This is a genomic window from Micromonospora vulcania, from assembly GCF_042658605.1.
GTDB classification, from domain to species: domain Bacteria; phylum Actinomycetota; class Actinomycetes; order Mycobacteriales; family Micromonosporaceae; genus Micromonospora; species Micromonospora vulcania.
In genome coordinates this window covers 251,946-277,217 of the sequence record NZ_JBHSQS010000007.1, presented here as the reverse complement: position 1 = coordinate 277,217, position 25,272 = coordinate 251,946, and the positions used below count along the sequence as shown (strand labels likewise).

Here is a 25,272-nt window from a genome sequence, read left to right as displayed (position 1 = left end):
GTCAGCCGGTGACGAGGTCGAACTTCTCCCATTGACCGATGGCGGCCCGGTTGGCGATCAGCGCGGCGGCACCCGCGTTCTCGGCCACGACGTACTGGTTGTTGACCACCGCCCGGAGACTTACCGTGCCGTCGGAGTTGCGGACGAGTTGGAAGGTCTCCCAGGCGCCGACGGCGCCCCGGTTGGCGATCAGCGGGGCCGCGCCGGCGTTCTCCGCCGCGACGTACAGGCCGTTGGCCTTGGCACGCAACGCCACGTTGCCGCCGCCGAGGTCGACCACGTCGAACCGCTCGGTGGTGCCGGCGGTGCTCTTGTTGGCGATCAGCGAGGTGGTGGCGCTCGGCGCGCTGACGTACTGGTTGTTGGCGCGGGCGCGCAGGCTGGAGCCGCTGGGCGGCGGGGTCGTCGTGCGCGGCGTGCAGTCGGCCGCCACGGCGCCCGCGGCGACCCGCAGGCCGCCGAGCAGCATCCGGGTGAAGTTCGGATCGCTGTACGACTCCTCGGTGTGCCCGAGCCCGGTGTACCAGGCCCGGCCGCCTCCGTACGCCTTGCACCATGTGATCGGGTGGTCACCCATGCTGCCGCCGCTGTACGACGACTCGTCGAGGCTGGCCAGGACCCGCACGTTCGGCCGGGGGTTGGTGCGGTAGTTGTACCACTCGTCGGCGCGGACCCAGGTGTCACCCAGGTGGGCGGTGGACGGGTTCGACCGGTCCTCGACCCGGATCGTGGCGGTCTGGATCGCCGGGTGCGAGCTGAACCACGCGCCCACCAGCCCGCCGTACCACGGCCAGTCGTACTCGGTGTCGGCCGCGGCGTGGACACCCACGTATCCGCCTCCGGAGCCGAGGTAGGACTCCAGGGCCGTCTGCTGGGTGGCGTTGAGAACGTCGCCCGTCGTGGACAGGAAGACCACCGCCTGGTACTGCGCCAGGTTGGCGGTGGTGAACTGACCGGCGTCCTCGGTCGCCGTCACCGTGAACCCGTTCGCCGACCCGAGCTGCTGGATGGCCGCGATGCCGTTGGGGATGGACGAGTGACGGAATCCGGCGGTCTTGCTGAACACCAGGACCTTGGTCAGCGGTGCTGCCGAGGCCGGGGCCGGCGGGGCCACCAGGGTGGCCAGCAACACGGCCAGACCCGCGATGAGTGCTAACGCACGGGAACGCATGCTCTACTCCTCTGCTGAGCGTCGACCCGGGCGGGCACACCACTGGCGTGCGGGCCCGCCGAGGCCGGGTTGGCGGTGGTACGGAGCCGGGCCGCCGATGCTCGGCTGAGGCGGTACGGGGGATGCCGGAGGGCATCGACCCATATCGTTGAGGCAGTTAACCTCCGATGTCTGCGCGCCGTCAAGACCGCGTTTCGGGCATGTCACAGACGCCGACGGACCCGCTCCCACGGGTCCGCGCCAACGCGTAGCCTCGGCACATGCGGATGGTGCGCTCTGTGCGGGGTCTCGGTGGCTGACGCCGACGACGTACGCCGCCTCGCCCTGGCCCTGCCCCACGCGGTGGAGATCGACAGCGAGGGCTTCGACTTTCGGGTGGCCGACAAGGGGTTCGTCTGGTCGTATCCCGAGCGTAGGCCCGGGAAGCCGCGCCGAATCCGCACCGATGTCGCGGTGCTGTTCGTCGGCGACGAGGCCGAGAAGCAGGCACTCCTGCTCGGCGAGCCCGACCTCTTCTTCACCACGCCCGGCTACGACGGCTTTCCGCTGGTGATGCTGCGCCTGGCCGAGGTGGACCTCGTACGCCTGCGGGAGCTGGTGACCGACGCGTGGCGGATGCGCGCCCCGGCCGCGCTCGTCGACGACCTCGATGACGCCGACGGCTGGTCCAGCAACGTCCGGGGCTGAGAGCGTCAGCGATCCGAGGACTCGCCCGCCTCGGGCCTCAGGCCCGTCGTGCGAGGGTAGCGCGATGGTGCCGAGTCCTTATTACAGGTCCAGCGCGTAGACCCGGACCTGGCGGCCGGTGTCCGGCTGCACGGTCTCGCGTTCCAGCGACATGCCCAGCTTGACCATCACCCGCGCGGACGCCTCGTTGCCGACGATGTGGATGCTGACCAGCCGCCGCAGGCCGAGCGCGGCGCGGGTGTGGGCGACAACGGCCTGGGCCGCCTCGGTGGCCAGGCCCCGGCCCCAGTACGCGCTGCCGAGTCGCCAGCCGATCTCCACAGCCGGCATGATCTCGGGCAGGAAGGTCGGCACCGCCAGTCCGGTGAAGCCGGCGAGTTCGCCGGTCTCTTTGATCTGCACCGCGTACAGGCCGAAGCCGTGCTTGTCCCAGTGCCGCTGATAGGTGGCCAGTCGCGCCGCGGTCGCGGCCCGGTCCAGGGTGCGGCCGTCATGGATGTAACGCATCACCTCGGGCTGCGCGTTGACCGCCGCGAACCCGTCCAGATCATCGCTTCGCCAGCGGCGCAACAGAAGCCGCGGAGTCTCCAGGGCGGTGGCGTCAAGGGAGCTTGTCAGGTCGGGCACGCCCCCTTCGTAGCATCTCGGCGCCCACGGGGCGATGGATTATCCGGCCACCAGCACCACCGCTGGTGATCAGGTTCCCGGCGTACGGGTGCTCTCCCGGCGGATGAGGCGGAAGGGCGTCTGCACGGTGAGCGGCGCCGCGACCTCCGTACCCTCGATCCGGGCGACGAGACGACGCACCGCGAGACGGCCGATCTCCTCCTTGTCCGGCGCGATGGTGGTGAGGGTCGGGGTGCTGAACCGTCCCTCCTCGATGTCGTCGATGCCGACCAGCGCGACGTCGTCCGGCACCCGGCGGCCAGCTTCGGCGAGCGCCCGCAGCGCGCCGATGGCGGTCAGGTCGTTGTAGGCGAACACCGCGTCCGGGGGTTCGGGCAGCGCGAGCAGGGCCCGCATGGCGCGCATGCCGTCGAGTCGGCCGAACTCGTCGGTGTGGGCAACCAGCCGGGGGCGGAACGGCAGGTCGGCGGCCGCGAGGGCCTCCCGGTAGCCGCGCATACGCAGGTTCGCCGACTGTCGGTCGCCGCTGGGTGCCGCGCCGATGAACGCGATCCGACGGCGGCCGATCGCCACCAGGTGCGCGATGGCGGCGTGGCTCGCGGCGACGTTGTCGATGGCGATGTGGTCGTGCGGCACGTCGTAGACGCCCTCGCCGATGAGCACCAGTGGACTGTCGGCCGTGCGGGCCAGCACCTCTTCCCGACCGATCCGGACCGGGCTGAAGATCAGGCCGTCGATGATGTGCCGCCGGGAGCCCTCCAGGAGTTGCAGCTCGACCTCGCGGTCGGCGGCGGTGTTCTCCATTACCAGCGTGTAGCCGTGCCCGGCGGCCTCCCGGATGGCGATCTCGGCGAGTTCGGCGAAGTAGGGGTTGTTCAGCTCCGGGATGGCCAGAGCGATCAGGCCGGTACGCCCCCGGCGCAGGTGCCGGGCGCTGAGGTTGGGGCTGTAGCCGAGTTCGTCGATCGCCTTTTGCACCCGCTGGCGGGTGTGCTCTCCCACCGGCCGGTACCCGTTGACGACGTTGGAGACGGTGGCCAGCGAGACACCGGCGCGTTCGGCGATGTCCTTCAGGCTGACGCCCATCCACCGGCCCTTCCGGGTGCCACCGGCCAGTGGCGGAACGGCGCGCTCACCGAAGCCGTCGCACGCGGCTCAGGTAGGTCTGCGTCACGACGACCACCACCAGGAAGGCTCCGCTCACCACCGACTGGATCGAGGACGTGAGGTTACCGATCTGGTTGATCACGTTCTGGATGACCCCCAGCAACAGGACTCCACACAGCGTTCCGCTGACACTGCCGGCCCCACCGATCAGCAGTGTGCCGCCGATCACCACGGCCGCGATGGCGTCGAGCTCCAGGCCGACACCGAGAATGGTGACTCCGGAGCCGAGTCGCGCGGCGTTGAGGACGCCGGCGAGGCCGGCCAGCAGCCCGCTCAGCAGGTACGTGAGGATCTTGACCCGGGCGACCGGGAGGCCCATCAGTGCCGCCGCCTCGGCGTTGCCGCCGATCGCGAAGAGGGCCTGCCCGTAGCGACTGCGTTGCAGCAGGATCGCGCCGAGCACGCAGAGCAGCAGTGCGACGAAGACCGGGTACCCGATGCCGAGGGCCGTGCCGCGGCCCACGTCGAGCAGCCCCGAGTCCCGCGGCACGAGGTAGGTCTTCGCACCCTCGTCGGTGACCGCGAGCAGCAGCCCGCGCGCCCCGAGCAGGCTGGCCAGCGTGACGATGAACGGTTCCAGGCCGCTGCGGGCGATCACCAGGCCGTTGATCAGGCCGATCGCGCCGCAGACCAGCAGCGGTAGTCCGACGGCGGCCAGCGGACCCCACTGTGCCGCCCACGCGGCGAGCACACCGCCGAGGGCGAAGACCGAGCCGACCGACAGGTCGATCCCGCCGCTGATGATCACGAAGGTCATGCCGAGCGCCACGATGATCAGCGTGGCCGACTGGATGGCGATGCCGACGAGATTGTCCCGGCTGCCGAAGGACGGGAACAGCACGGCCGACACGAGACACGCGAGCAGGAGCACCCCCAGCGCTCCGTGGCGCTGGGCCAGAGCGGCGACCCGCTCGCTGGTGGCCGCCCGGGAGCGCGGACGCTGGACGGCGTCCACAGTCGTCAGTGTGTCGGTGCTACCGGTCATCGTGTCCTCCGCTGCCGGGCGAGATAGACGGCGAGCAGGATGATGACGGCCTGCGCGATCTGCGCCGTCGAGTCGGGCAGGTCATGCTTGATCATGGTGGCCCGCAGCAGTTGCATGAGCAGCGCGCCGGCCACCGTGCCGGGGATCCGGATCCGGCCGCCGGCCAGCGGTGTCCCCCCGACGACGACGGCCGTGATGGCCGACAGCTCGATCAGGTTGCCGATCGCCGAGGGGTCGCTGGCGGTGAGGCGGGCGGTCGCGAGGACGCCGGCCAGCCCGGCTAACAGACCGCAGAGCACGTAGGTGACGACCAGGATGCGCCGGACCGGCAGGCCGGCGAGGTGGGCCGCCGCGCGGTTGCCGCCGACCGCCACCAACTGCCGGCCGTACGTGGTGCGGTTGACGACGGCGCCGACGACGACCGCGAGCACGACGGCGACCAACGCCACCACGGGTACGCCGAGCACCTCCCCGCTGCCCAGCGCCAGCAGGTCGGGATTACGGATCTGCTTGAGCTGGCCGTCGGCGACGACCAGCGCGATGCCACGGCCCGCGACCAGCAGGGCCAGGGTGGCGACGATGGGTTGCAGGCCCACCACCGCGACGAGGGTGCCGTTGACCACGCCCGCCACCGCCCCGACGAGCAGCGCCATTCCGACCGCCGGCCACACGCCGAAGCCCAGATAGAGCGGGAGTACGGCGGCGGCGAGCGCCATCACCGAACCGACGGACAGGTCGATGCCCTCGCTGCCGATCACCAGGGCCATGCCCAGCGCGACGATCAGCACCGGGGCGACCTGCACGAGCTGCGTACGCAGGTTGGCGACCTGGAGGAAGTTGTCGGTGAACGCCGCGTTGAACAGCAGCAGGACCAGGACGGCGGCGTAGACGCCGTAGTCCTGGACGTACCGGGTCAGCGTGGCCCGGTCGACGGGCCGGCGCACGCGCAGCTCCGGCTCAACGGTTGTCATCGCCGTCCTCCTTGTCGGCGGCCAGCCTGGCCATGATGGCCTGCTCCGAGACGTCGTCGCCGGTCAGTTCACCGACCACCGCGCCGGCCCGGAGCACCACCACCCGGTCGGCCCCCTCGACCAGCTCCTCCAGGTCCGACGAGATCAGCACCACGGCGAGCCCTTCGCGGGCCAGCTCCACGATGAGCCTCTGCACCTCGGCCTTGGCCCCGACGTCGATGCCCCGGGTCGGCTCGTCCAGGAGCAGCAGCCGTGGGTTGAGGCAGAGCCACCGGGCCAGCAGCACCTTCTGCTGGTTGCCGCCGGACAGCTCGCCGACCCGCTGCTCGGGGCTGGACGCGCGGATCCGCAGGCGTGTGATGAAGATGTCGACGATCCGGTTCTGCCGGGAACGGCTGACCACGCCGGCCCGGGCGAGGCGGGGCATCGCCGCCAGGACGATGTTCTCCCGTACCGAGAGGTCCGGAATGATCCCCTCGGCCTTGCGATCCTCGGGCAGGAGCGCCACCCCGGCGCGCAGGGCGGTGGCCGGCGACATGCGCCGCAGCCGTCGACCATCCACCGTGACGGTGCCCGAGTCCAGCGGTAGGGCGCCGACGATGGCCTTCGCGGTCTCCGACCGGCCCGAGCCGAGCAGGCCACCGAGGCCCACCACCTCTCCCGGTGCCACCGTGAGGGAGACGTCGTCGAGCAGGTGCCGTTTGGTCAGCCCCTGCGCCCGCAGCACCGGGGCCGCGGCGACCGTCTGCCGGTCGTCGGTGAACGCGGTCAGGCCGTCACGCTGGACCTGGACGAGGTCCCGACCCAGCATGTGCGCGACGAGCCGCAGTCGGTCCACCTCGGCCAGCGGACCGCTGTGCACGACCCGACCGTCGCGCAGGACGGTCACCCGGTCACACAGCTCGTACAGCTCGTCGAGGCGGTGGCTGACGTAGACGATGGCGATCCCTGCGGCGCTGAGCTGTCGAACCAGCCGGAACAGGGTCTGGACCTCGCGCGGCTCCAGCGACGAGGTCGGCTCGTCCATGATCAGCACCTTGGCGTCGACGGCGACCGCGCGGGCCAGCGCGACCATCTGCTGCGCGGCCAGGCTCAACGACCGCAGCGGGCGGGTGACGTCGACGTCGATGCCGTAGCCGGCGAGGATGACGTCGGCCTGGCGGTTCATCCGCCCGAGGTCGATCAGGCCGTATCGCCGTGGCTCGCGACCGAGGAACAGATTGCGCGCCACGCTCATCAGCGGGATGAGGTTGACCTCCTGGTAGATCGTGGAGATCCCGGCCCGCTGCGCGTCCAGCGGCCGCCCGAAGGCGACCGGCTGGCCGAGGTAGTGGACCGTGCCACCGTCCGGTCGGTAGACACCGGTGACGACCTTGATGAGCGTCGACTTGCCGGCGCCGTTCTCGCCGACCAGCGCGTGCACCTCGCCCGGCAGCAGGGTCAGGTCGACCCGGTCCAGGGCGAGTACGCCAGGAAACCGTCTGGTGACCGCCCGCACCTGCAGCACGGGCGGCACCGCTGCCTCTGTCATGCGAAGAACCCCTTGGGACGTACGGTCAGTAGGCGCTGGCGAGGGATTCCCGTGCGTTGGTCTCGTCGTACTGCCGGTCGGAGATGATGACGTTCTCGCTGATCGCGGTGCCGGCGTAGAAGTCCTGGGCGGTCTTGAAGGCCAGTGGCCCGAACCGCGGATTGGACTCGATGACCGCGTTGATGGTGCCGTCGATGATTCCCTGGACGGCGTTGCGGGTTCCGTCGATCGAGACGATCTTGACGTCCTTGCCCGGGTTCTTGCTGGCCGATCGGAGTGCGGTCACCGCGCCGAGGGCCATCTCGTCGTTCTCGGCGTAGACCGCGGTGATCTCCGGGTTGCTGGAGATGAGTTGCTCCATCACCGCCTGGCCCTTGTCCCGGGCGAACTCGCCGGTCTGCTGGGCCACGATCTCCAGCCCGGGGCCCGCGGCCTTGATCTGGTCCACGAAGCCGCTGGTGCGGTCGGTGGTCACGTTGTTGCCGGACGCGCCGAGCAGGATCGCCACCTTGCCCTTGCCGCCGGTCACCTTGATCATCGCGTCGGCGGCCCGCTTGCCCTGCTGCACGAAATCCGAGCCGAGGAAGGCGAGGTAGTCCTTACAGCTGGACGCGGTGATCTTGCGATCGATGGTGAGGACCGGAACCTTCTTGGCCGCGGCCGCCTGCAGCGCCGGCTCCAGGCCGTCACTGTTGAGCGGGGCGACGATGAGGAACTGCGCGCCCTGGGCCAGCATGTCCTGGATGTCGCTGATCTGCTTGGACAACTGCGACTGCGCGTTGGTGACCAGCAGCTTCTTGACCCCGAGCTTGGCGGCCTCGTCGCGGATGGACGCGGTCTCGGCGATCCGGAACGGGTTGGCCTCCTTCTCGGACTGCGAGAAGCCGACCACGGCGTCCTTGAGGTCCAGCTTCGACGCGCCGTACTGGTTCAGGGTGCAGCCGGCGCCGGTCGGCGTCCCGGTGGCCACCACCTGCTGACCTTCGCTGCCGGCCGGCTCCGGCGTACCGTCGCTCTCGCTCTTGGTGCACCCGGCCAGCAACGCCGTCGCGGCGAGCAGCACGAGCGGAACACGTACCAAAGCTTGGTTTCTGGTGCTCATCTGATCACTCCTCATACGCGGTGGGTGGGGCGACGGCCGAGCCGGGACACGCGTGGGCGCGCATCATCGCTCGGCCGTAGCCGAGGTGTGGTGGTCGATGACGACCTGAGCAGACATTGACAAACAAGGATTGACGGGACGTCCGCCGTGCCTCTATAACGTTATACGGGTGGTGATGGATGTCAATACGATTGCCATTGCTCGTTGATGGAAATCCCGCCGACATCCGTTGATGACGTCCGTCCCTCGTCGAGTGACCACCCGACCGCCCACCGCCAGCGCGCTTCGGGCCAGTTGGACCGCCCGTGGCGACTCGTCCCCCGGAGACGGCATGACACGTCAGGTCCCCATCCGCCCCGCCCTGCCCCTGCTGCTGATCATCGCCCTGGTCGCCAGCGTGTTCGCCGCGCCCGCACCCCGGGCACACGCCGCACCGGCCAAGATCCCGCCCCTGACCACCCCGTGGACCAGCCAGGCGCTGGTCGGCACACCGCTGCCGGACTACCCGCGACCGCAGATGACGCGGCCGGACTGGCTCAACCTCAACGGCGAGTGGCAACTGCGCCAGTCCGCCACCGACGACGCACCGCAGTTCAACACCAACCTGCCCGAGCGGGTCAACGTGCCGTTCCCGGTGGAGAGCGCGCTGTCCGGCATCCAGCGGGCCGCCAACGACAACCGCAACTACCTGTTCTACCGGCGTACCGTCACCATCCCGGCGAACTGGTCGGGCCGACGGACCCTGCTGCACTTCGGCGCGGTCGACTGGCAGAGCACCGTCTGGGTCAACGGAGTCCAGGTCGGTGCGCACACCGGCGGCTACGACGCCTTCACCTTCGACGTGACCCCGCAGCTCACCGCCGGGACCAACGAGATCGTCGTGAAGGTGTGGGATCCCACCGACACCCGGCAGAACGGCAGCCTGCCCCTCATCGGCAAGCAGACCAAGACACCCGGCGGAATCTTCTACACGCCCAGCTCGGGCATCTGGCAGACGGTGTGGCTGGAGCCGGTGCCGACCGCCTCGATCAGCAGCGTGGACGTCTATCCGAACCTCGCCAGCAACACCCTGCGGGTCCGGGTCTTCACCCGGGGCAGCGTCAGCGGCCACAGCGTGCTCGCCGAGGCGCTGAACGGGACCACCGTGGTCGGCTCGGCCACCGGCGGTTTCACCGACTTCAGCGTGCCCGTGCCCAACGCCCGCCGCTGGTCACCCGACGACCCGTTCCTCTACAACCTGCGGATCACCCTGCGCAACGCCAGCGGTGCGACCGTCGACCGGACCACGCACTACTTCGGGATGCGCGAGATCACCACCGGCGTGGTGAACGGGGTGCTGCGGCCCAAGCTCAACGGGCAGTTCGTGTTCCAGGTCGGCACCCTGGACCAGGGCTTCTGGCCGGACGGCCTGTATACCGCGCCGACCGACGCCGCCCTCGCCTTCGACCTGCAGAAGCACAAGGACCTCGGCTTCAACATGGTGCGCAAGCACATCAAGGTCGAGCCGCAGCGCTGGTTCTACCACGCCGACCGACTCGGCCTGCTGGTCTGGCAGGACATCCCGTCGATGACCGCGCAGGACATCAACGCCACCGACGCCCAGCAGGCGCAGTTCGAGACCGAGGCACGCGAGATCGTCGACGAGCACCGCAGCTCCCCCGCCGTCGTGGCGTACACCCCGTACAACGAGGGCTGGGGTGAGCGAGCGCTGGCCGACACCCGCCGGGTCGCGCAGAACATCAAGAACCAGGACCCGACCCGCCTGGTCAACCCGCACAGCGGCCACAACTGCTGCCAGTCCCTCGGTGACCCCGGCAACGGCGACATCGACGACTGGCACGCCTACCTCGGACCGGACTCCCCCTCGCCGTCCAGCAGCCGGATCGCCGTGCTCGGCGAGTTCGGTGGGCTGGGTCTGCACACCCCGGGCCACGAGTACAGCCCGACCGGCAGCTTCTTCGCGTACGAGTGGCAGGCCAACTCGACCGTGCTCACGGACCGCTACGTGGGGCTGGTGCAGGGCGCCCAGAACCTGATGATCGGCAAGGGACTCAGCGCCTCGGTCTACACCGAGATCACCGACCTGGAGGGCGAGCTGAACGGCTTCGTCACCTACGACCGCCAGGTGATCAAGATGGATCAGGCCCGGGTACGCGCCGTCAACACCGCACTGATCAACGCCTCGAAGACCATCGGCAGCTCGGCGCCCGTCGCGCTGCCGGTGAACACCCGGCGCTCGTTGCAGGTCACCACGCCCGGCTACACCAACCGGTACCTGCGTCACCAGAACAGCCTGGCCTACACCGAGGTGGTCGACGCCGCGAGCCCGGCCCTGCTGAAGAGCGACGCGACGTACACCGTCCGGCCCGGTCTGGCCGACGGGAGCTGCTACTCGTTCGAGTCGGTCAACTTCCCCGGGCAGTACCTGCGGCACCAGGACTCCCGGGTCCGCAACTCGCCGAACGACGGGTCGGCCCTGCTGCGGGCCGACGCCACCTGGTGCGCCCGGGTGGGCCTGACCGGTTCGGGCGTGTCGCTGGAGTCGTACAACTTCCGGGGCAAGTACCTGCGGCACTACAACTCGGAGGTCTGGCTCAGCAACGGCACCGGCGGCGACGCGTGGAACACGCCGACACTGTGGACCGCCGACAGCACCTGGAACATCGCCGCCCCCTGGGCACCCTGACCGGTCGGTCTCCGGGGTCGGCCAGCACCGGCCGACCCCGGAGGCCCACGGCCCACACCTCAACCGATGATGTCGATGTCAGGAGGCTCCGATGGAGCGACGGACGCTGTTGCGCGGCGCGATTGGTGTCGCGGGTGGATTCGCCCTCGCCGGCCAGGCGGTGACCGCCGGGTGGGCCGGTGGCGCCGGCACTCCGGTGACGCTGGTCGGCGACACCTCCAGCGGTGGGCACTACTTCCCCTACCCCGCCGGGCTGACCCGGACCCCGTTCCTCAAGCTGCCCAGCGGCAGCACCAGGGCCGCCGGCTGGCTCGCCCAACAACTGGATCTGGACCGCACCGGCATCGCCGGGGCGTACGACGAGGTGTCGCACTTCCTGGTGCGCGCCGACAGCGGCTGGACGAACCCCGCCCGGGGCGGTTGGGAGGAGGTGCCGTACTGGCTGCGCGGCCTCGCGGGCCTGGCCGGCGTCACCGGAGACGCCGCGCTACGGGCCAAGCTGAGGCTCTGGGTGGACGGCATCGTCGCCACCCAGCAGCCGGACGGTTTCTTCGGCCCGGGCGCGCTGCGTACGTCGTTGGGTGGTGGGCCGGACTTCTGGCCGTACATGCCGATGTTGCAGGCGTTGCGGACCTACCAGGAGTACAGCGGCGACACCCGGATCGTGCCGATGCTGACCCGCTTCCTGCGCTACCAGAACACGTTCGGCGCGTCGGTCTTCAACCAGTCCTGGGGTCGGGTGCGCTGGGCGACGAACCTGGACAGCGTCTACTGGCTGTTCGCCCGCACCGGTGAGCCGTTCCTGCTGGATCTCGCCGACAAGATCCATCGATACAGCGCGAACTACGTGGACAACGTGCCGAGCTACCACAACGTCGACTTCGCGCAGGGCTTCACCGAGCCGGCCTACTACGCGCTGCGTGGCGACGCGTCGCTGACCGGGGCCTCCTACCGGACGTACGCCACGGTGCAGGGCACCTGGGGGCAGTTCGCCGGCGGCGGCTTCGCCGGTGACGAGAACATCCGCACCTACCAGCGCGACCCCCGCCAGGGCTTCGAGACCTGCGGAATCGTCGAGTACATGCAGAGCTTCGAGACGATGACCCGGTTCACCGGCGACCCGAGCTGGGCCGACGGCTGTGAGACCCTGGCCTTCAACTCGTTGCCCGCCGCGCTGGAGCCGACCGGCCATCGCAGCCTGCACTACATCGTCAGCGCCAACTCCGTCCAGCTCGACAACCGGCCCAAGACCCAGGGCCAGTTCCAGAACGGCTTCGCGATGCAGGCGTTCCTGCAGGGTGTCGACCAGTACCGGTGCTGCCCGCACAACTACGGGCAGGGCTGGCCCTACCTGACCGACAACCTCTGGTTGGCCACCGCCGACCGCGGGCTCGCCGCCGCCATGTACGCCCCGTGCACCGTCACCGCCACCGTCGGCTCCCCCGGTACGACCGTGACGCTCACCGAGCAGACGAGCTATCCCTTCGGCGGTACGGTGTCGATCCGCATCGGCACGCCGGCACCGGTGGCGTTCCCGCTGTACCTGCGGATACCGCTGTGGTGCTCGAACCCGACGATCACCGTCAACGGCACGGCGGTGGCCGTCGTCGCCGGCCCCGCGTACGTCGCGATCAACCGCACCTGGCGCGCGGGCGACACGGTCGCCGTGACCCTGCCCGCCACCGTGCGGACGACCACCTGGGCCGGCAACGGTCAGTCCATCTCGGTCAGCAACGGCCCCCTGACCTACTCGCTGCGGATCGGGCAGAACTTCGTCCGACGCAACGACCCGGCCTCAACCTGGCCGGAGTGGTCGGTCCTGCCGACCTCGTCGTGGAACTACGGCCTGCTGCCGGGCACCTTCGGGGTGCAGAACACCGGCGCCACCGGCAACCCGTTCACCCTCGACGGCACCCCGCTGGCGATGACCGCGCAGGGCCGCGCCATCGGGAACTGGCAGGCCGACGGCGAGAATGTCGTGAGCACGCTGCAACCGAGTCCGGTCGCCTCCGCCGAACCGACCGAGACGCTCCGGCTGGTGCCGATGGGGGCGGCCTCGCTGCGGATCACGTCCTTCCCCACGATCGGCGGCGACCGGGACTGGCAGCTGCCCGCCACGCCGTCGGCGTCGCACTGCTTCGCCGGAGACACCGTCACCGCGCTCAACAGCGGGTACGACCCGAGCAGCTCGTACGACACCTCCCGGCCGCGGTTCACCTGGTGGGACCACCTGGGGACGTCCGAGTGGACCCGGTACACCTTCGCCACGCCGGTGCGGGCAACCTCGGCCAGCGTCTACTGGTTCGACGACACCGGGCACGGGTCCTGCCGTACCCCGGCGAGCTGGCGGCTGGAATACCTGACGGACGCCGGCGGCTGGGCGCCGGTCGCGCAGCCCAGCGGGTACGGCACCGGCGTCGACGCGTACCAGACGGTGCGGTTCACCCCGGTCGCCACCACCGCGCTGCGGGTGGTGGCACAGCTGCGGCCCGGCTACTCCGGCGGCATCCTGCAGTGGCGGGTCGCCGCCACCCCCGCCCCGGTCACCCCGGGCGCCTGGTACCGGATCCAGAACCGGCACGCCGGCAAGGTGCTCGCGGTCAGCGGCATGTCCACCGGGGACAGTGCGAACGTCGTGCAGTTCGCCGACAACGGCACCGCCGACCACAACTGGCGGCTCGACCACACGGGTAACAACTGGTACACCATCGTCAACCAGCACAGCGGACTGCTGCTCGCGGTGGCGAACATGTCGCGGGCCAACAGCACGCCGGTGCAGCAGTACCACGACAACGGCAGCGCCGACCACTACTGGCAGCTCGCCGGCGACGGCGACGGCTGGTACCGCGTCCGGAACCGCAACAGCGGGATGGTGCTCGGGGTCGACGGCATGTCCACCGCCGACGGGGCCCAGGTCGTCCAGTACGAGGACAACGGCACCGCCGACCACCAGTGGCGGCTCCTTCGGTAACCAAGCGTGCCCGGGTGGCGTCGGCCAGGGCAGGAACGAGCAATTCCCTACTTAACTGGTATGTGTTGTAGGTCTCTTGTCCTGGATTTTCCCGGCGTACCTGCTGGAGCATGGGTCGTGCGACCGAAAAGCGGTCGTTATCCATCCGAACATGGCGGAAAGGGGTCGGCGTGGGCGGGCAGTGTTGCCGGGAGCGCTGAGCGGCCCGGTCCACCCAATCCCAGCACCCCGTAAGGAAGCCCCGTGTCCACCGACACCCATCTCGCGCCGCCAGCGCCGGCCCGGCCGCCGAGCCCGTCCCGCCGGAGCGGAGTCCGCCACTTCTGGCGCCGGCTGGTCGCCGACCGTTGGGCGACGGCCGGTGCCGGGATCGTGGTCTTCTTCCTCGTCGTCGCGGCGGCGGCGCCGCTGCTCTGCGCCATCGCGGGTCAGGACCCCTACACGTACGACCTGGACGCGCTGTCCGACTCCGGCGCGCCGCTGGGCTTCGGCGGCGGCATCAGCGCCGAGCACTGGTTCGGCGTCGAGCCGATGACCGGGCGCGACCTGTTCGCGATCGTGGTCTACGGCAGCCGCACCTCGATCCTGGTCGGCATCGGGGCGAGTGCCCTCTCGGTCCTGATCGGGGTCGTCGTCGGCCTCACCGCCGGCTTCTACGGCGGCTGGTACGACCGCGTCGTCACCCGGGTCGTCGACGTCCTGCTCGGCTTTCCGTTCCTGATCTTCGTCATCGGGCTCGGTGCGATCGTCCCGACCAGTCTCCCGAAGCCGCTGCTCCTCGTCGGTGTCCTCGCGATCTTCGGCTGGCCCGGTATCGCCCGGGTGGTCCGCAGTCAGACGCTGGCGTTGAAGCAACGCACCTTCGTGGTCGCCTCCACCGCGCTCGGCGCCGGCGGATGGCATCTGCTCGTACGGCAACTGCTGCCCAACCTCACCGCCACGATCATCGTCTACGCCACCATCAAGATCCCGTCGATGATCGGAGCCGAGGCCGGCCTCTCCTTCCTCGGCGTCGGCGTGCCGCCCCCGACCCCGGCGTGGGGCCGCTCGATCGGCGAGGCGATCTCCTGGGTCCAGACCGACCCGATGTTCCTGGTCTTCCCCGGCGCGGCGCTCTTCCTCGCCACGCTCGCCTTCAACCTGTTGGGCGACGGTCTGCGCGACGCGTTCGACCCGAAGACACGAGGACTGCGGCGATGAAACTCCTCCGTCTGGTCTCCGGACGCCTGCTCAGCCTGATCCTCACGCTGCTCGTGATCAGCCTGCTCACGTACCTCGTCTTCGTGCTGCTCCCGGGCGACCCGGCACGGCTGTCCTGCGGCCGGCCCTGCACCCCGGAGCGGCTCGCCGACGCCCGCGCCTTCATGGGGTACGACCAGCCCTGGTTGCAGCAGTACCTGGCCTTCCTGGGCGGGCTCTTCGGCGGCCGTACCTTCGGTTCCGGAGCCGCCGCGGTGCACTGCGCGGCGCCCTGCTTCGGCTACTCGTTCCGACTCAACGAGTCGGTCACCCAGCTCATCCTGGACCGCTTCCCGATCACCTTCTCGATCGCCATCGGCGCCGCCGTGCTCTGGCTGATCATCGGCGTCGGGGCCGGCGTCGTCTCGGCCGTGCGGCGCGGAAGCGCGATCGACCGGGCGGCGATGACGTTCTCGACCGTCGGCGTCTCCGCACCGAGCTACCTGGTCGGCCTGCTGGGCATTCTGCTGTTCGGCTTCACCCTCAACATGGTGCCGGTCAACGGGTACGTGCCGCTGACCGAGGATCCGGTGGGGTGGCTGTGGCACCTGGTCCTGCCCTGGTTCGTCCTCGCCCTGATCCACGCGGCGATCTACGCCCGGCTGACCCGGGGCCAGATGCTCGAGGTGCTGGGCGAGGACTACATCCGCACGGCCCGAGCCAAGGGGCTGCGCGAACGCAAGGTCGTCGGCCGACACGCCCTGCGCAACGTCCTCATCCCGGTGGTCACCGTGTTCGGGCTCGACCTCGGGGTGCTCCTCGGCGGCGCGGTCATCACCGAGCGGGTGTTCAGCATGCCCGGCCTGGGCGCCCTGTTGCTGGACGCGGTGGGCAACGTCGACCTCCCGCTGATCATCGGGGTCACGCTCTTCTCGGCGTTCCTGATCATCCTCGCGAACTTCCTCGTGGACCTGGTCTACAGCGTCCTGGATCCGAGGGTGGCGCGTTAATGCGCCTGACCATGAAAGGTAAAGCACCGATGAAGAAGAGATACGGCGCTCTCGCGCTCGGGGTCGTGCTCGCCCTGGTCGCCTGCAACGCGAACCCGGATGCCAAGACGGATGCCGACGGATCGACCGGGGCCACCGAGAAGGGTGGGACGCTGACGATCCTCAGCGCGCCCAGCGACATCCACTTCGACCCCGCGAAGAGCCAGAACCTGGCGATCACCACCCTGGGCCTGGTCCTGCGCCGGCTCACCACGTGGGAGGTCCAGCCGGGTCAGCCGGCGAAGGTGGTGCCCGACCTGGCCACCGACACCGGCAAGACCACCGACGGCGGCAAGACCTGGACCTACACCCTGAAGGACGGGCTGAAGTACGCCGACGGCGCGGCGATCACCGCGGCCGACATCAAGTACGGCATCGAGCGCTCCTTCGCGCCCGAGCTGTCCGGTGGCCTCGGCTACCACAAGAGCCTGCTCGTGGGCGGTGGCGAGTACAAGGGGCCGTACGCCGGAGCCGACCTGGCCTCGGTCGAGACCCCGGACGCGAAGACCATCACCTTCCACCTCAAGACGGCGTACGGCGACTGGCCGTGGATCGCGTCCATGCCGGCGTTCACCCCGGTGCCGAAGGCGAAGGACGACCCGAAGAAGTACGACCAGAACCCCGTCGCCTCCGGGCCGTACCAGGTCGAGTCGTACCAGCAGGGTGTCGCGGTCAAGCTGAGCCGCAACCCGAACTGGGACGCCGCCACCGACTCGGTGCGTACCGCCGGCCCGGACAACGTCGTCTTCCAGCTGGGCCAGGACACCACGGTCCAGGCGCAGCGGCTCATCGCCGACTCGGGTGACGACCGCCTCGCCTTCGGCGCCGGCTTCGTGCCGCCCGCCCAACTGGTGCAGATCGAGCAGAACGCCAGCGCGAAGCAGCGGCTGGTCACCTCGGACGCGGGGGCGCTGTCCTACCTGGCGATCAACACCCAGCGCGGGCCGCTGAAGGACCTCAAGGTCCGGCAGGCCATCGAGTACGCCGTGGACAAGCGGGCCTACCAGGTCGCCACCGGCGGCGCCATCGGCAGCGAGCTGGCCAGCACGTTGATCACCCCGGGCATCGCCGGGCGGGTCGACTACAACCTCTACCCCGCCGACCCGTCGGGCGACGCCGCCAAGGCCAAGCAGTTGCTCACCGAGGCCGGCCAGCCGAGCCTGAACCTCACGCTGCTGTCCCAGAACGACCAGCCGCACCTCGCGCAGTCCCAGGCCATCCAGCAGGGCCTGCAGCGCGTCGGCATCACGACGACCATCAAGCCGGTGGACGAGGAGGCCTGGACCGCCGAGGTGACCGGCGAAAAGGGTGACTACGACCTGACCGTCTCCAGTTGGCAGCCGGACTTCCCCAGCGCCAACGGCAACATCCAGCCGCTGTTCGCGTCCAGCGAGATCGGCGGCGGGGGCTACAACATGGCACGCTACTCGCAGCCCGAGGTCGACAAGTTGATCGAGCAGGCCACGGCCGAGATCGACCCGGCAAAGGCGCAGGCGCTGTGGGCGCAGGCGGACAAGCGCATCCTGCAGGACGCGCCGATCGTGCCGCTGACCTACACGAGGAACTCGTTCCTGCACGGCTCGAAGGTGCAGAACTTCTTCGTGCCGTCCTTCCCGGCCTACCCGAACTACCTGAAGGTATCGCTGAAGCAGGGATGACGGTCTCCTCCTCGGAGCCACGCCTCGCGACCGCCACCCGGTCACCGCTCCTCGCGGTGGCCGGGTTGGCCGTCTCGTTCGAGGTCGATGGCGAGACACACACGGCGGTCCGCGACGCGTCCTTCGAGCTGCGCCGTGGGCAGGTACTCGCCCTGGTCGGCGAGTCCGGCTCGGGCAAGAGCGTCACCGCGATGGCCACCCTCGGCCTGCTGCCGGCCACCGCCCGGGTCAGCGGCAGCATCACCCTGGCCGGCACCGAGTTGATCGGCGCCGAGCCGGAGCTGCTGCGCGAGGTACGCGGCGGCCGGATCGGCACGATCTTCCAGGAACCGATGACCGCGCTGAACCCGGTCTTCACGATCGGTGACCAGATCGCCGAGGCGATTCGTGCACACCGCCCGGTACGTCGTTCCGCCGCCGCGGCCCGGGTACGGGAACTGCTCGCCACCGTCGGCCTGGACGACACCGCGCGAGTCGCCCGGTCGTATCCGCACGAACTCTCCGGCGGCCAGCTCCAGCGCGCGATGATCGCGATGGCGATCAGCTGCGACCCGGTGCTGCTGATCGCCGACGAGCCGACCACCGCACTGGACGTGACCGTCCAGGCCGGCATCCTCGACCTGCTGCGGGACCTACGTACCCGGCTCGACATGGCCGTCCTGCTCATCACCCACGACATGGGCGTGGTGGCCGATGTCGCCGACGACGTGGTGGTGCTGCGCGACGGCCAGATCGTCGAGCAGGCCGACGCGGCGCAGCTCTTCAGCGCACCCCGGCACGAGTACACCCGGACGCTGCTGAATTCCGTACCGCGATTGCCCGAGCTGCGGCTCGACCAGCCGGAGCCGGACACGTCGGAGCCGAGCCGGGTGGACACGTCGGGCACGCCCCGTGCCGACGGCACCGTGCTGCTGCGCGACGTCGTCGTCGAGTACGCCGGACGGCGGCGCGGCCGTTCGGTCCGGGCGCTGGACGACGTCTCGCTGGACATCGCCCAGGGTGAGGTGGTGGCGCTGGTCGGCGAGTCCGGCTCGGGCAAGTCCACCCTCGGCCGCGCGTTGGCCGGCCTGGTGCCGGTGGCCCAGGGCACGGTGACCGTCGCGGGCATCGACGTGGGGCGGGCCGCCAGACGCGTCTTCCCCGGCCGTGAGCTGCGCGAGTTCCGCGCCCGGCTCGGCATCGTCTTTCAGGATCCGGCGTCGTCGCTGAATCCGCGCCGTACGGTCGGCGCCAGCATCGCCGAGCCGCTGTCGCTGCACACCGATCTGAGCTCGGACGCACAGCGCCGCCGGGTCGACGAACTGTTGGACGCGGTCGAGCTGCCGGCACGCCTGCGGGACCGCCATCCGCACGAGATGTCCGGTGGGCAGCGGCAGCGGGTGGCCATCGCCCGCGCCATCGCGCTGAACCCGGCGTTGTTGATCGCGGACGAACCGACCAGCGCGTTGGACGTCTCGGTGCAGGCACGAATCCTGGAACTGCTCCGGTCGCTACAGCGCCAGTTCGGCTTCTCGTGCCTGTTCATCAGTCACGACCTAGCGGTGGTCGAGCAGCTCGCCGACCGGGTGGCGGTGCTGCACCGGGGTCGGATCGTGGAGGAGGGCCCAGCGTCGATCGTGCTGCGGGCGCCCCGGGACCCGTACACCGCACGGCTGCTGGCGGCGGCCCCGGTCGCCGATCCGGCGCAGCAGGCCCTGCGGCGCAGCGCCTGGCGTCAACTCACCCACACCGCACCCTGAGGACGGAGGCACGGCCACCCTGGGTGACTACTCCGACACGCTACGTCTACGTCATCACGCGCTCCCGCCCCGGTAGCGCACCATAGCCAAAAACTCTTGTCTGGTTCCTACAACATCGGGGCGGGGGGTTCGGTGGTTGCGCCATGGCGCGCGCCGCCGGCAGACGGAAAGGTGATCGCTGCCGGGAGCCGTCGTCTCGCGGCACGCACGTCACAGGTCTACCAAAGGGGTCAGTCGGGTGTTCAACCGTGTCGCCATCGTCAACCGTGGTGAGGCCGCGATGCGTCTCATCCACGCGGTCCGAGAGTTGGCCGCGGAGACCGGCGTCCGGATCGAGACGGTCGCCCTGTACACCGACGTCGACCGCACCGCCACCTTCGTACGCGAGGCGGACATCGCCTACGACCTCGGTCCGGCGTCCGCCCGCCCGTACCTCAATCTGGCGCTGCTGGAGCGCGCCCTGACCGAGACCGGGGCCGACGCGGCCTGGGTCGGCTGGGGTTTCGTCGCCGAGGACCCGGCGTTCGCGGAGCTGTGCGACAAGATCGGCGTCACGTTCGTCGGACCGAGCGCGGAGGCCATGCGCCAGCTCGGTGACAAGATCGGCGCGAAGTTGCTCGCGGAGAAGGTCGGCGTGCCGGTCGCCCCGTGGAGCCGCGGAGCCGTCGAGACCCTGGACGCCGCCCGCACGGCGGCGGCCGAGATCGGCTACCCGCTGATGCTCAAGGCGACCGCCGGCGGCGGCGGTCGCGGCATCCGCGTGATCACCAGCGAGGCCGAGCTCTCCGACGCGTACGAGCGCACCAGCCAGGAGGCCGCGCGAGCGTTCGGCAGCGGCATCGTGTTCCTGGAGCGCCTGGTCACCGGCGCCCGGCACGTCGAGGTCCAGGTGATCGCCGACGGCCAGGGCACCGCGTGGGCGCTCGGCGTGCGCGACTGCTCCGTGCAGCGGCGCAACCAGAAGGTCATCGAGGAGTCGGCGTCGCCGGTGCTCAGCCCGGCGCAGGCCGCCGAGCTGAAGACGTCGGCCGAACGGCTGGCCGTGGCGGTCGGCTACCGCGGCGCGGCGACGGTCGAGTTCCTCTACCACCCCGGCGACCGGCTGTTCGCGTTCCTCGAGGTCAACACCCGCCTACAGGTCGAACACCCGATCACCGAGCTGACCACCGGGTTCGACCTGGTCAAGGCACAGCTGCACGTCGCCTCGGGCGGCAGGCTCGACGGTGAGCCGCCGGCGGAGCGCGGGCACGCCATCGAGGCGCGGCTGAACGCCGAGGACCCGGACCGCGACTTCGCGCCGTCACCGGGCCGGATCGCCCGACTGGACCTGCCCAGCGGGCCGGGCGTCCGGGTGGACACCGGCGTCAGCGAGGGCGACACCATCCCGGCCGACTTCGACTCGATGATCGCGAAGATCATCGTCTACGGCCGCGATCGCGACGAAGCGCTCGGCAAGCTGCGCCGGGCGATGGCGAACACCACGGTGATCATCGAGGGTGGCGCGACGAACAAGAGCTTCGTGCTCGACCTGCTCGACCAGCCCGAGGTGATCGACGGCAGCGCGGACACCGGCTGGATCGACCGCGTACGCGGTGAGGGCAGGCTCGTCGCGCACCGGCACTCCGCGGTCGCGCTGGCCGCCGCCGCCATCGAGGCGTACGAGGAGGAGGAGCGCGTCGAGCGGCAGCGGCTGCTGTCGACGGCGTCCGGGGGCCGCCCGCAGGTGCAGCACAAGAGCGGCCGACCGCTGGACCTCAAACTGCGCGGCGTCAGCTACCGGATGCGGGTGGCGCGGGTCGGCGCACACCGGTTCCGCGTCAGCATCGAGGCGGGCAGCCTGGTGCGTACCGCCGACGTCGAGCTGGACCGCTTCGACCGGCACACCGGCCAGATCGTCGTCAACGGCGTGCGGTACCGCCTGCTCACCGGCACGCACGGGCCGACCCACCTGGTCGAGGTGGACGGCGTGACGCACCGGGTCAGCCGCGACGAGGGCGGCGTGCTGCGCTCCCCCATGCCCGCGCTGGTCGTCGCCACCCCGCTGGAGGTCGGCGCCGAGGTCGAGGCCGGCGCGCCGGTGCTGGTGCTGGAGGCCATGAAGATGGAGACGGTGCTGCGGGCGCCGTTCCGGGCCCGGCTCAAGGAGTGCGCCGTCTCGGTGGGCAGCCAGGTCGAGGCCGGTATGCCGCTACTGCGGCTGGAGCCGCTCGCCGACGACGAAGCCGAGACCGCGGACAGCCCGGCTGCCGCCCCCGTCGAGCTGGACCTGCCCGCCTCCGCCGAGGACGTTCCGGCGTACCAGCGCAGCAGGCGCGGCCAGGAGGACCTGCGCGGACTGCTGCTGGGCTTCGACGTCGACCCGCACGACGACCGTCGGGTGCTCGACGACTACCTCGTCGCGCGGCGGGTGGCCGCCGAGGCCGGCCAGCGCCCGCTGGCCGCGGAGCTGGACCTGATCAACGTGTTCGCCGATCTCGCCGAGCTGAGCCGCAACCGGCCGACCGGCGAGGACGGCGGCGCCCACGTGCACAGCGCCCGCGAGTACTTCCACACCTACCTGCAGAGCCTCGACGTCGAGCGGGCCGGGCTGCCGGACGCGTTCCAGGCCCGGCTCGGCAAGGCGCTCGGGCACTACGGCGTCACCGACCTGGAGCGCTCCCCCGCGCTCGAGGCCGCCGTTTTCCGGATCTTCCTGGCCCAGCAGCGCGCGTCCGCCGACGCCACCGTCATCGCCACGCTGCTGCGCGCGTGGCTGCGGGAGACCCCGCCGGACGAGACGCTGCGCGAGCCCGCCGGTCTCGCGTTGGAGCGGCTGGTGGCCGCCACGCAGGTCCGCTTCCCCGCGGTCGCCGACCTGGCCCGGGGCGTGGTGTTCGCCTGGTTCGCCCAGCCGCTGCTGCGCCGCAACCGCGCCCGCGTCTACGCCGAGGTCCGCGGGCACCTGCGGCACCTCGACGAGCACCCGGACGCGCCGGACCGCACCGAGCGCATCGCCGAGATGGTACGCAGCACCGAGCCACTGGTACGGCTGCTCGGCCAGCGGCTGGTCCGTGACCACCTCGACAACGCGGTCATGTTGGAGGTGCTGACCCGCCGGTACTACGGCAACAAGGCGCTGACCAGCGTGCGTACCCGTGAGGTCGCGACCTGCACGTTCGTGGTCGCCGAGCGCGCGGACTCCAGCGTGGTCTCCGCGGCGGTGAGCTTCGACGCGCTGGGCAGCGCCCTGCGCGGGCTCGCCGAGCTGGCGGGCGGCGAGACCGCCGTCGACGCGGACATCTACCTCGGCTGGGAGAACCAGCCGGAGGACTTCGACGCGATGGCGGACGCCCTGCTCGACGTGATCGCCGCGCACCCGCTGCCGCCCCAGGTCCGCCGGGTGACCACCACCGTCGCGGGTCGCGGCGGCGCGGTGATGCACCACCACTTCACGTTCCTGCCGTCGGACGCGGGCATGACCGAGGACCGGCTGATCCGCGGCCTGCACCCGTACATCGCGCAGCGGATGCAGTTGGAGCGGCTGCACAAGTTCGACCTGACCCGGCTGCCGTCGTCGGACGAGGAGGTCTACCTCTTCCAGGGCGTGGCGCGGGACAACCCGTCGGACGAGCGGCTCGTGGCGTTCACCCAGGTGCGTGACCTGACCGAGCTGCGCGAGCAGGACGGCCGGCTGGTCGCCCTGCCGACCACCGAGGACGCCATCGCGGCCTGCCTCGACTCGATCCGCCGCGCCCAGTCGCGGCGACCGTCGAAGACGCGCTTCAACACCAACCGGATCGTGGTGTACGTCTGGCCGCCGAGCGAGCTCACCCGCGAGGAGATGGAGATGATCGCCGGGCGGGTACGCCCGACGACCGCGGGCGCCGGGCTGGAGGAGATCCTGTTCATCGCGCGCCAGCGCGATCCCCGGACCGGCGAGCTGACCAAGATGGCCCTGCGGATCACCTTCGACGCGGCGGGTGGCGCCGAGCTGATGACCATCGGCGCGCCTCCGGTCGAGCCGGTGCAGCCGCTCGACGAGTACCGGCTCAAGGTGCTGCGTGCGAGCAGCCGCAACACGGTGTACCCGTACGAGCTGACCGGCCGGCTCGGTGACTTCGTCGAGTACGACCTCGACGACGACCACGCGCTGGTGCCGGTGGATCGGCCCAAGGGACGCAACCGCGCCGCGATCGTCGCCGGAGTGGTCAACACGCCGACCGAGCGGCATCCGCAGGGTGTCACCCGGGTGGTGCTGCTCGGCGACCCGACGAAGTCGCTGGGCGCCCTGTCGCAGCCGGAGTCGCAGCGCGTGATCGCCGCGATCGACCTGGCCGAGCGGATGCGGGTGCCGGTGGAGTGGTGGGCGCTGTCCTCCGGTGCCCGGATCTCGATGACGACGGGCACCGAGAACATGGACTGGGTGGCCGCGGCGCTCAAGCGGATCGTCGAGTTCACCCAGTCCGGCGGTGAGATCAACATCGTGGTCGCGGGCATCAACGTCGGCGCGCAGCCGTACTGGAACGCCGAGGCGACGATGCTCATGCACACCAAGGGCATCCTGGTGATGACGCCGGATTCGGCGATGGTGCTCACCGGCAAGCAGTCGCTCGACTTCTCCGGTGGTGTGTCCGCCGAGGACAACTTCGGCATCGGCGGCTACGACCGGGTGATGGGGCCGAACGGGCAGGCGCAGTACTGGGCGCCGAACCTGACCGCCGCGCGGGACGTGGTGATGGCGCACTACGACCACACGTACGTCGCTCCGGGCGAGGACACGCCACGACGGGCGGGCACCACCGACCCGGTGGACCGGGACATCTCCGCGTTCCCGCACGACGTGCCGGGCAGCGCCTTCAACACGGTCGGCGAGGTCTTCTCCGCCGAGGCCAACCCGGACCGCAAGAAGCCGTTCGACATCCGCACGGTGATGCGGGCGCTCACCGACCAGGACCACCCGGTGCTGGAGCGCTGGGCGGGCATGGCCGACGCGGACACCGCGGTGGTGCAGGACGTACACCTCGGTGGCATCCCGGTGTGCCTGCTCGGCATCGAGTCTCAGGCGGTGCCGCGCCGGGGCTTCCCGCCCACCGACGGCCCGGACACCTACACCGCGGGCACGTTGTTCCCACGGTCGTCGAAGAAGGCCGCGCGGGCGATCAACGCGGCCAGCGGCAACCGGCCGCTCGTGGTGTTGGCAAACCTGTCCGGCTTCGACGGCTCCCCGGAGTCGATGCGCAAGCTCCAGTTGGAGTACGGCGCCGAGATCGGCCGGGCGATCGTGAACTTCCGCGGGCCCATCGTCTTCTGCGTGATCTCGCGGTACCACGGCGGCGCGTTCGTGGTGTTCTCGAAGGCGCTGAACCCGAACATGACGGTGCTCGCCCTGGAGGGCTCGTTCGCCTCCGTGCTCGGCGGTGCCCCCGCCGCCGCGGTGGTGTTCGCCGCCGACGTCAACGCCCGTACGGCGGCCGACCCGCGGGTACGGGAGCTGGAGGCCCGCACCGCGGCGGCGACCGGCACCGAGCGCGCCGCGTTCACCGCGGAGCTCGACGAGCTGCGTTCGTCGGTACGCGCGGAGAAGCTCGGCGAGGTGGCCACCGAGTTCGACCGGGTGCACAACATCCAGCGGGCCGTCGAGGTCGGCTCGGTGGACGCGGTCATCCGGGCCGCCGAACTGCGGCCGCGCATCATCGACGCCATCGAGTCCCGGTTGCGGTAGGGCGCCAGTGACCACCATCGCGAGTCGTCAGCAGTGGGTCGTGAGCAC

The 25,272-nt window shown here is 70.5% G+C and carries 15 protein-coding genes; 8 read left to right on the top strand and 7 right to left on the bottom strand.

Annotation, left to right across the window (positions count from 1 at the left end):
* Nucleotide 1: 1 nt before the first annotated feature.
* A complete protein-coding gene (locus ACFQGL_RS14345) occupies nt 2–1,171 on the bottom strand; it encodes a ThuA domain-containing protein (RefSeq protein WP_377511332.1) in 1,170 nt (389 codons plus the stop codon).
* Between the two features lie 291 nt (nt 1,172–1,462).
* Between ACFQGL_RS14345 and ACFQGL_RS14340 the strand changes: the two genes are divergently transcribed.
* Nucleotides 1,463–1,858 (top strand): MmcQ/YjbR family DNA-binding protein, encoded by a 396-nt coding sequence (locus ACFQGL_RS14340; RefSeq protein WP_377511329.1) that lies wholly within the window; start codon nt 1,463–1,465, stop codon nt 1,856–1,858.
* A gap of 81 nt (nt 1,859–1,939) precedes the next feature.
* Here the strand turns inward: ACFQGL_RS14340 and ACFQGL_RS14335 are convergent, their stop codons facing one another.
* The 6 genes from ACFQGL_RS14335 to ACFQGL_RS14310 form a co-directional block, all read right to left on the bottom strand.
* Nucleotides 1,940–2,485: a GNAT family N-acetyltransferase gene (locus ACFQGL_RS14335; protein WP_377511326.1), complete on the bottom strand. Its 546-nt coding sequence runs from the start codon at nt 2,483–2,485 to the stop codon at nt 1,940–1,942.
* A gap of 69 nt (nt 2,486–2,554) precedes the next feature.
* Entirely contained in the window at nt 2,555–3,571 is a 1,017-nt protein-coding gene (locus tag ACFQGL_RS14330; RefSeq protein ID WP_377511323.1) for a LacI family DNA-binding transcriptional regulator, read from the bottom strand.
* Nucleotides 3,572–3,617: 46 nt separating this feature from the next.
* Nucleotides 3,618–4,637, bottom strand: coding sequence for an ABC transporter permease (locus ACFQGL_RS14325; RefSeq protein WP_377511320.1), 1,020 nt, complete (start codon nt 4,635–4,637; stop codon nt 3,618–3,620).
* A complete protein-coding gene (locus tag ACFQGL_RS14320) occupies nt 4,634–5,608 on the bottom strand; it encodes an ABC transporter permease (protein ID WP_377511317.1) in 975 nt (324 codons plus the stop codon). Before ACFQGL_RS14320 ends, ACFQGL_RS14325 begins: the two co-directional genes overlap by 4 nt.
* Nucleotides 5,595–7,139 carry a sugar ABC transporter ATP-binding protein gene (locus ACFQGL_RS14315; protein ID WP_377511314.1) on the bottom strand — a complete coding sequence of 515 codons (1,545 nt, stop codon included), beginning with the start codon at nt 7,137–7,139 and terminating at the stop codon, nt 5,595–5,597. Before ACFQGL_RS14315 ends, ACFQGL_RS14320 begins: the two co-directional genes overlap by 14 nt.
* Nucleotides 7,140–7,164: 25 nt before the next feature.
* On the bottom strand, nt 7,165–8,241 hold the full coding sequence (locus tag ACFQGL_RS14310) for an ABC transporter substrate-binding protein (RefSeq protein ID WP_377511311.1): 1,077 nt from the start codon (nt 8,239–8,241) through the stop codon (nt 7,165–7,167).
* Between the two features lie 331 nt (nt 8,242–8,572).
* Between ACFQGL_RS14310 and ACFQGL_RS14305 the strand changes: the two genes are divergently transcribed.
* The 7 genes from ACFQGL_RS14305 (at nt 8,573) to ACFQGL_RS14275 (ending at nt 25,224) form a co-directional block, all read left to right on the top strand.
* Nucleotides 8,573–10,927, top strand: a complete 2,355-nt coding sequence (locus tag ACFQGL_RS14305; RefSeq protein WP_377511308.1) for an AbfB domain-containing protein — start codon at nt 8,573–8,575, stop codon at nt 10,925–10,927.
* Nucleotides 10,928–11,018: 91 nt separating this feature from the next.
* A complete protein-coding gene (locus ACFQGL_RS14300) occupies nt 11,019–13,898 on the top strand; it encodes a beta-L-arabinofuranosidase domain-containing protein (RefSeq protein ID WP_377511305.1) in 2,880 nt (959 codons plus the stop codon).
* A gap of 243 nt (nt 13,899–14,141) precedes the next feature.
* Nucleotides 14,142–15,098 carry an ABC transporter permease gene (locus ACFQGL_RS14295; protein WP_377511302.1) on the top strand — a complete coding sequence of 319 codons (957 nt, stop codon included), beginning with the start codon at nt 14,142–14,144 and terminating at the stop codon, nt 15,096–15,098.
* Complete coding sequence (locus tag ACFQGL_RS14290; RefSeq protein WP_377511299.1) at nt 15,095–16,087, top strand: ABC transporter permease; 993 nt, start codon at nt 15,095–15,097, stop codon at nt 16,085–16,087. Before ACFQGL_RS14295 ends, ACFQGL_RS14290 begins: the two co-directional genes overlap by 4 nt.
* A 29-nt stretch (nt 16,088–16,116) precedes the next feature.
* Nucleotides 16,117–17,784, top strand: coding sequence for an ABC transporter substrate-binding protein (locus tag ACFQGL_RS14285; protein ID WP_377511296.1), 1,668 nt, complete (start codon nt 16,117–16,119; stop codon nt 17,782–17,784).
* Complete coding sequence (locus ACFQGL_RS14280; protein ID WP_377511293.1) at nt 17,781–19,523, top strand: dipeptide ABC transporter ATP-binding protein; 1,743 nt, start codon at nt 17,781–17,783, stop codon at nt 19,521–19,523. The genes ACFQGL_RS14285 and ACFQGL_RS14280 overlap by 4 nt, the downstream gene beginning before the upstream one ends.
* A gap of 238 nt (nt 19,524–19,761) precedes the next feature.
* Nucleotides 19,762–25,224 carry an ATP-binding protein gene (locus ACFQGL_RS14275; RefSeq protein WP_377511290.1) on the top strand — a complete coding sequence of 1,821 codons (5,463 nt, stop codon included), beginning with the start codon at nt 19,762–19,764 and terminating at the stop codon, nt 25,222–25,224.
* Nucleotides 25,225–25,272 lie beyond the last annotated feature (48 nt).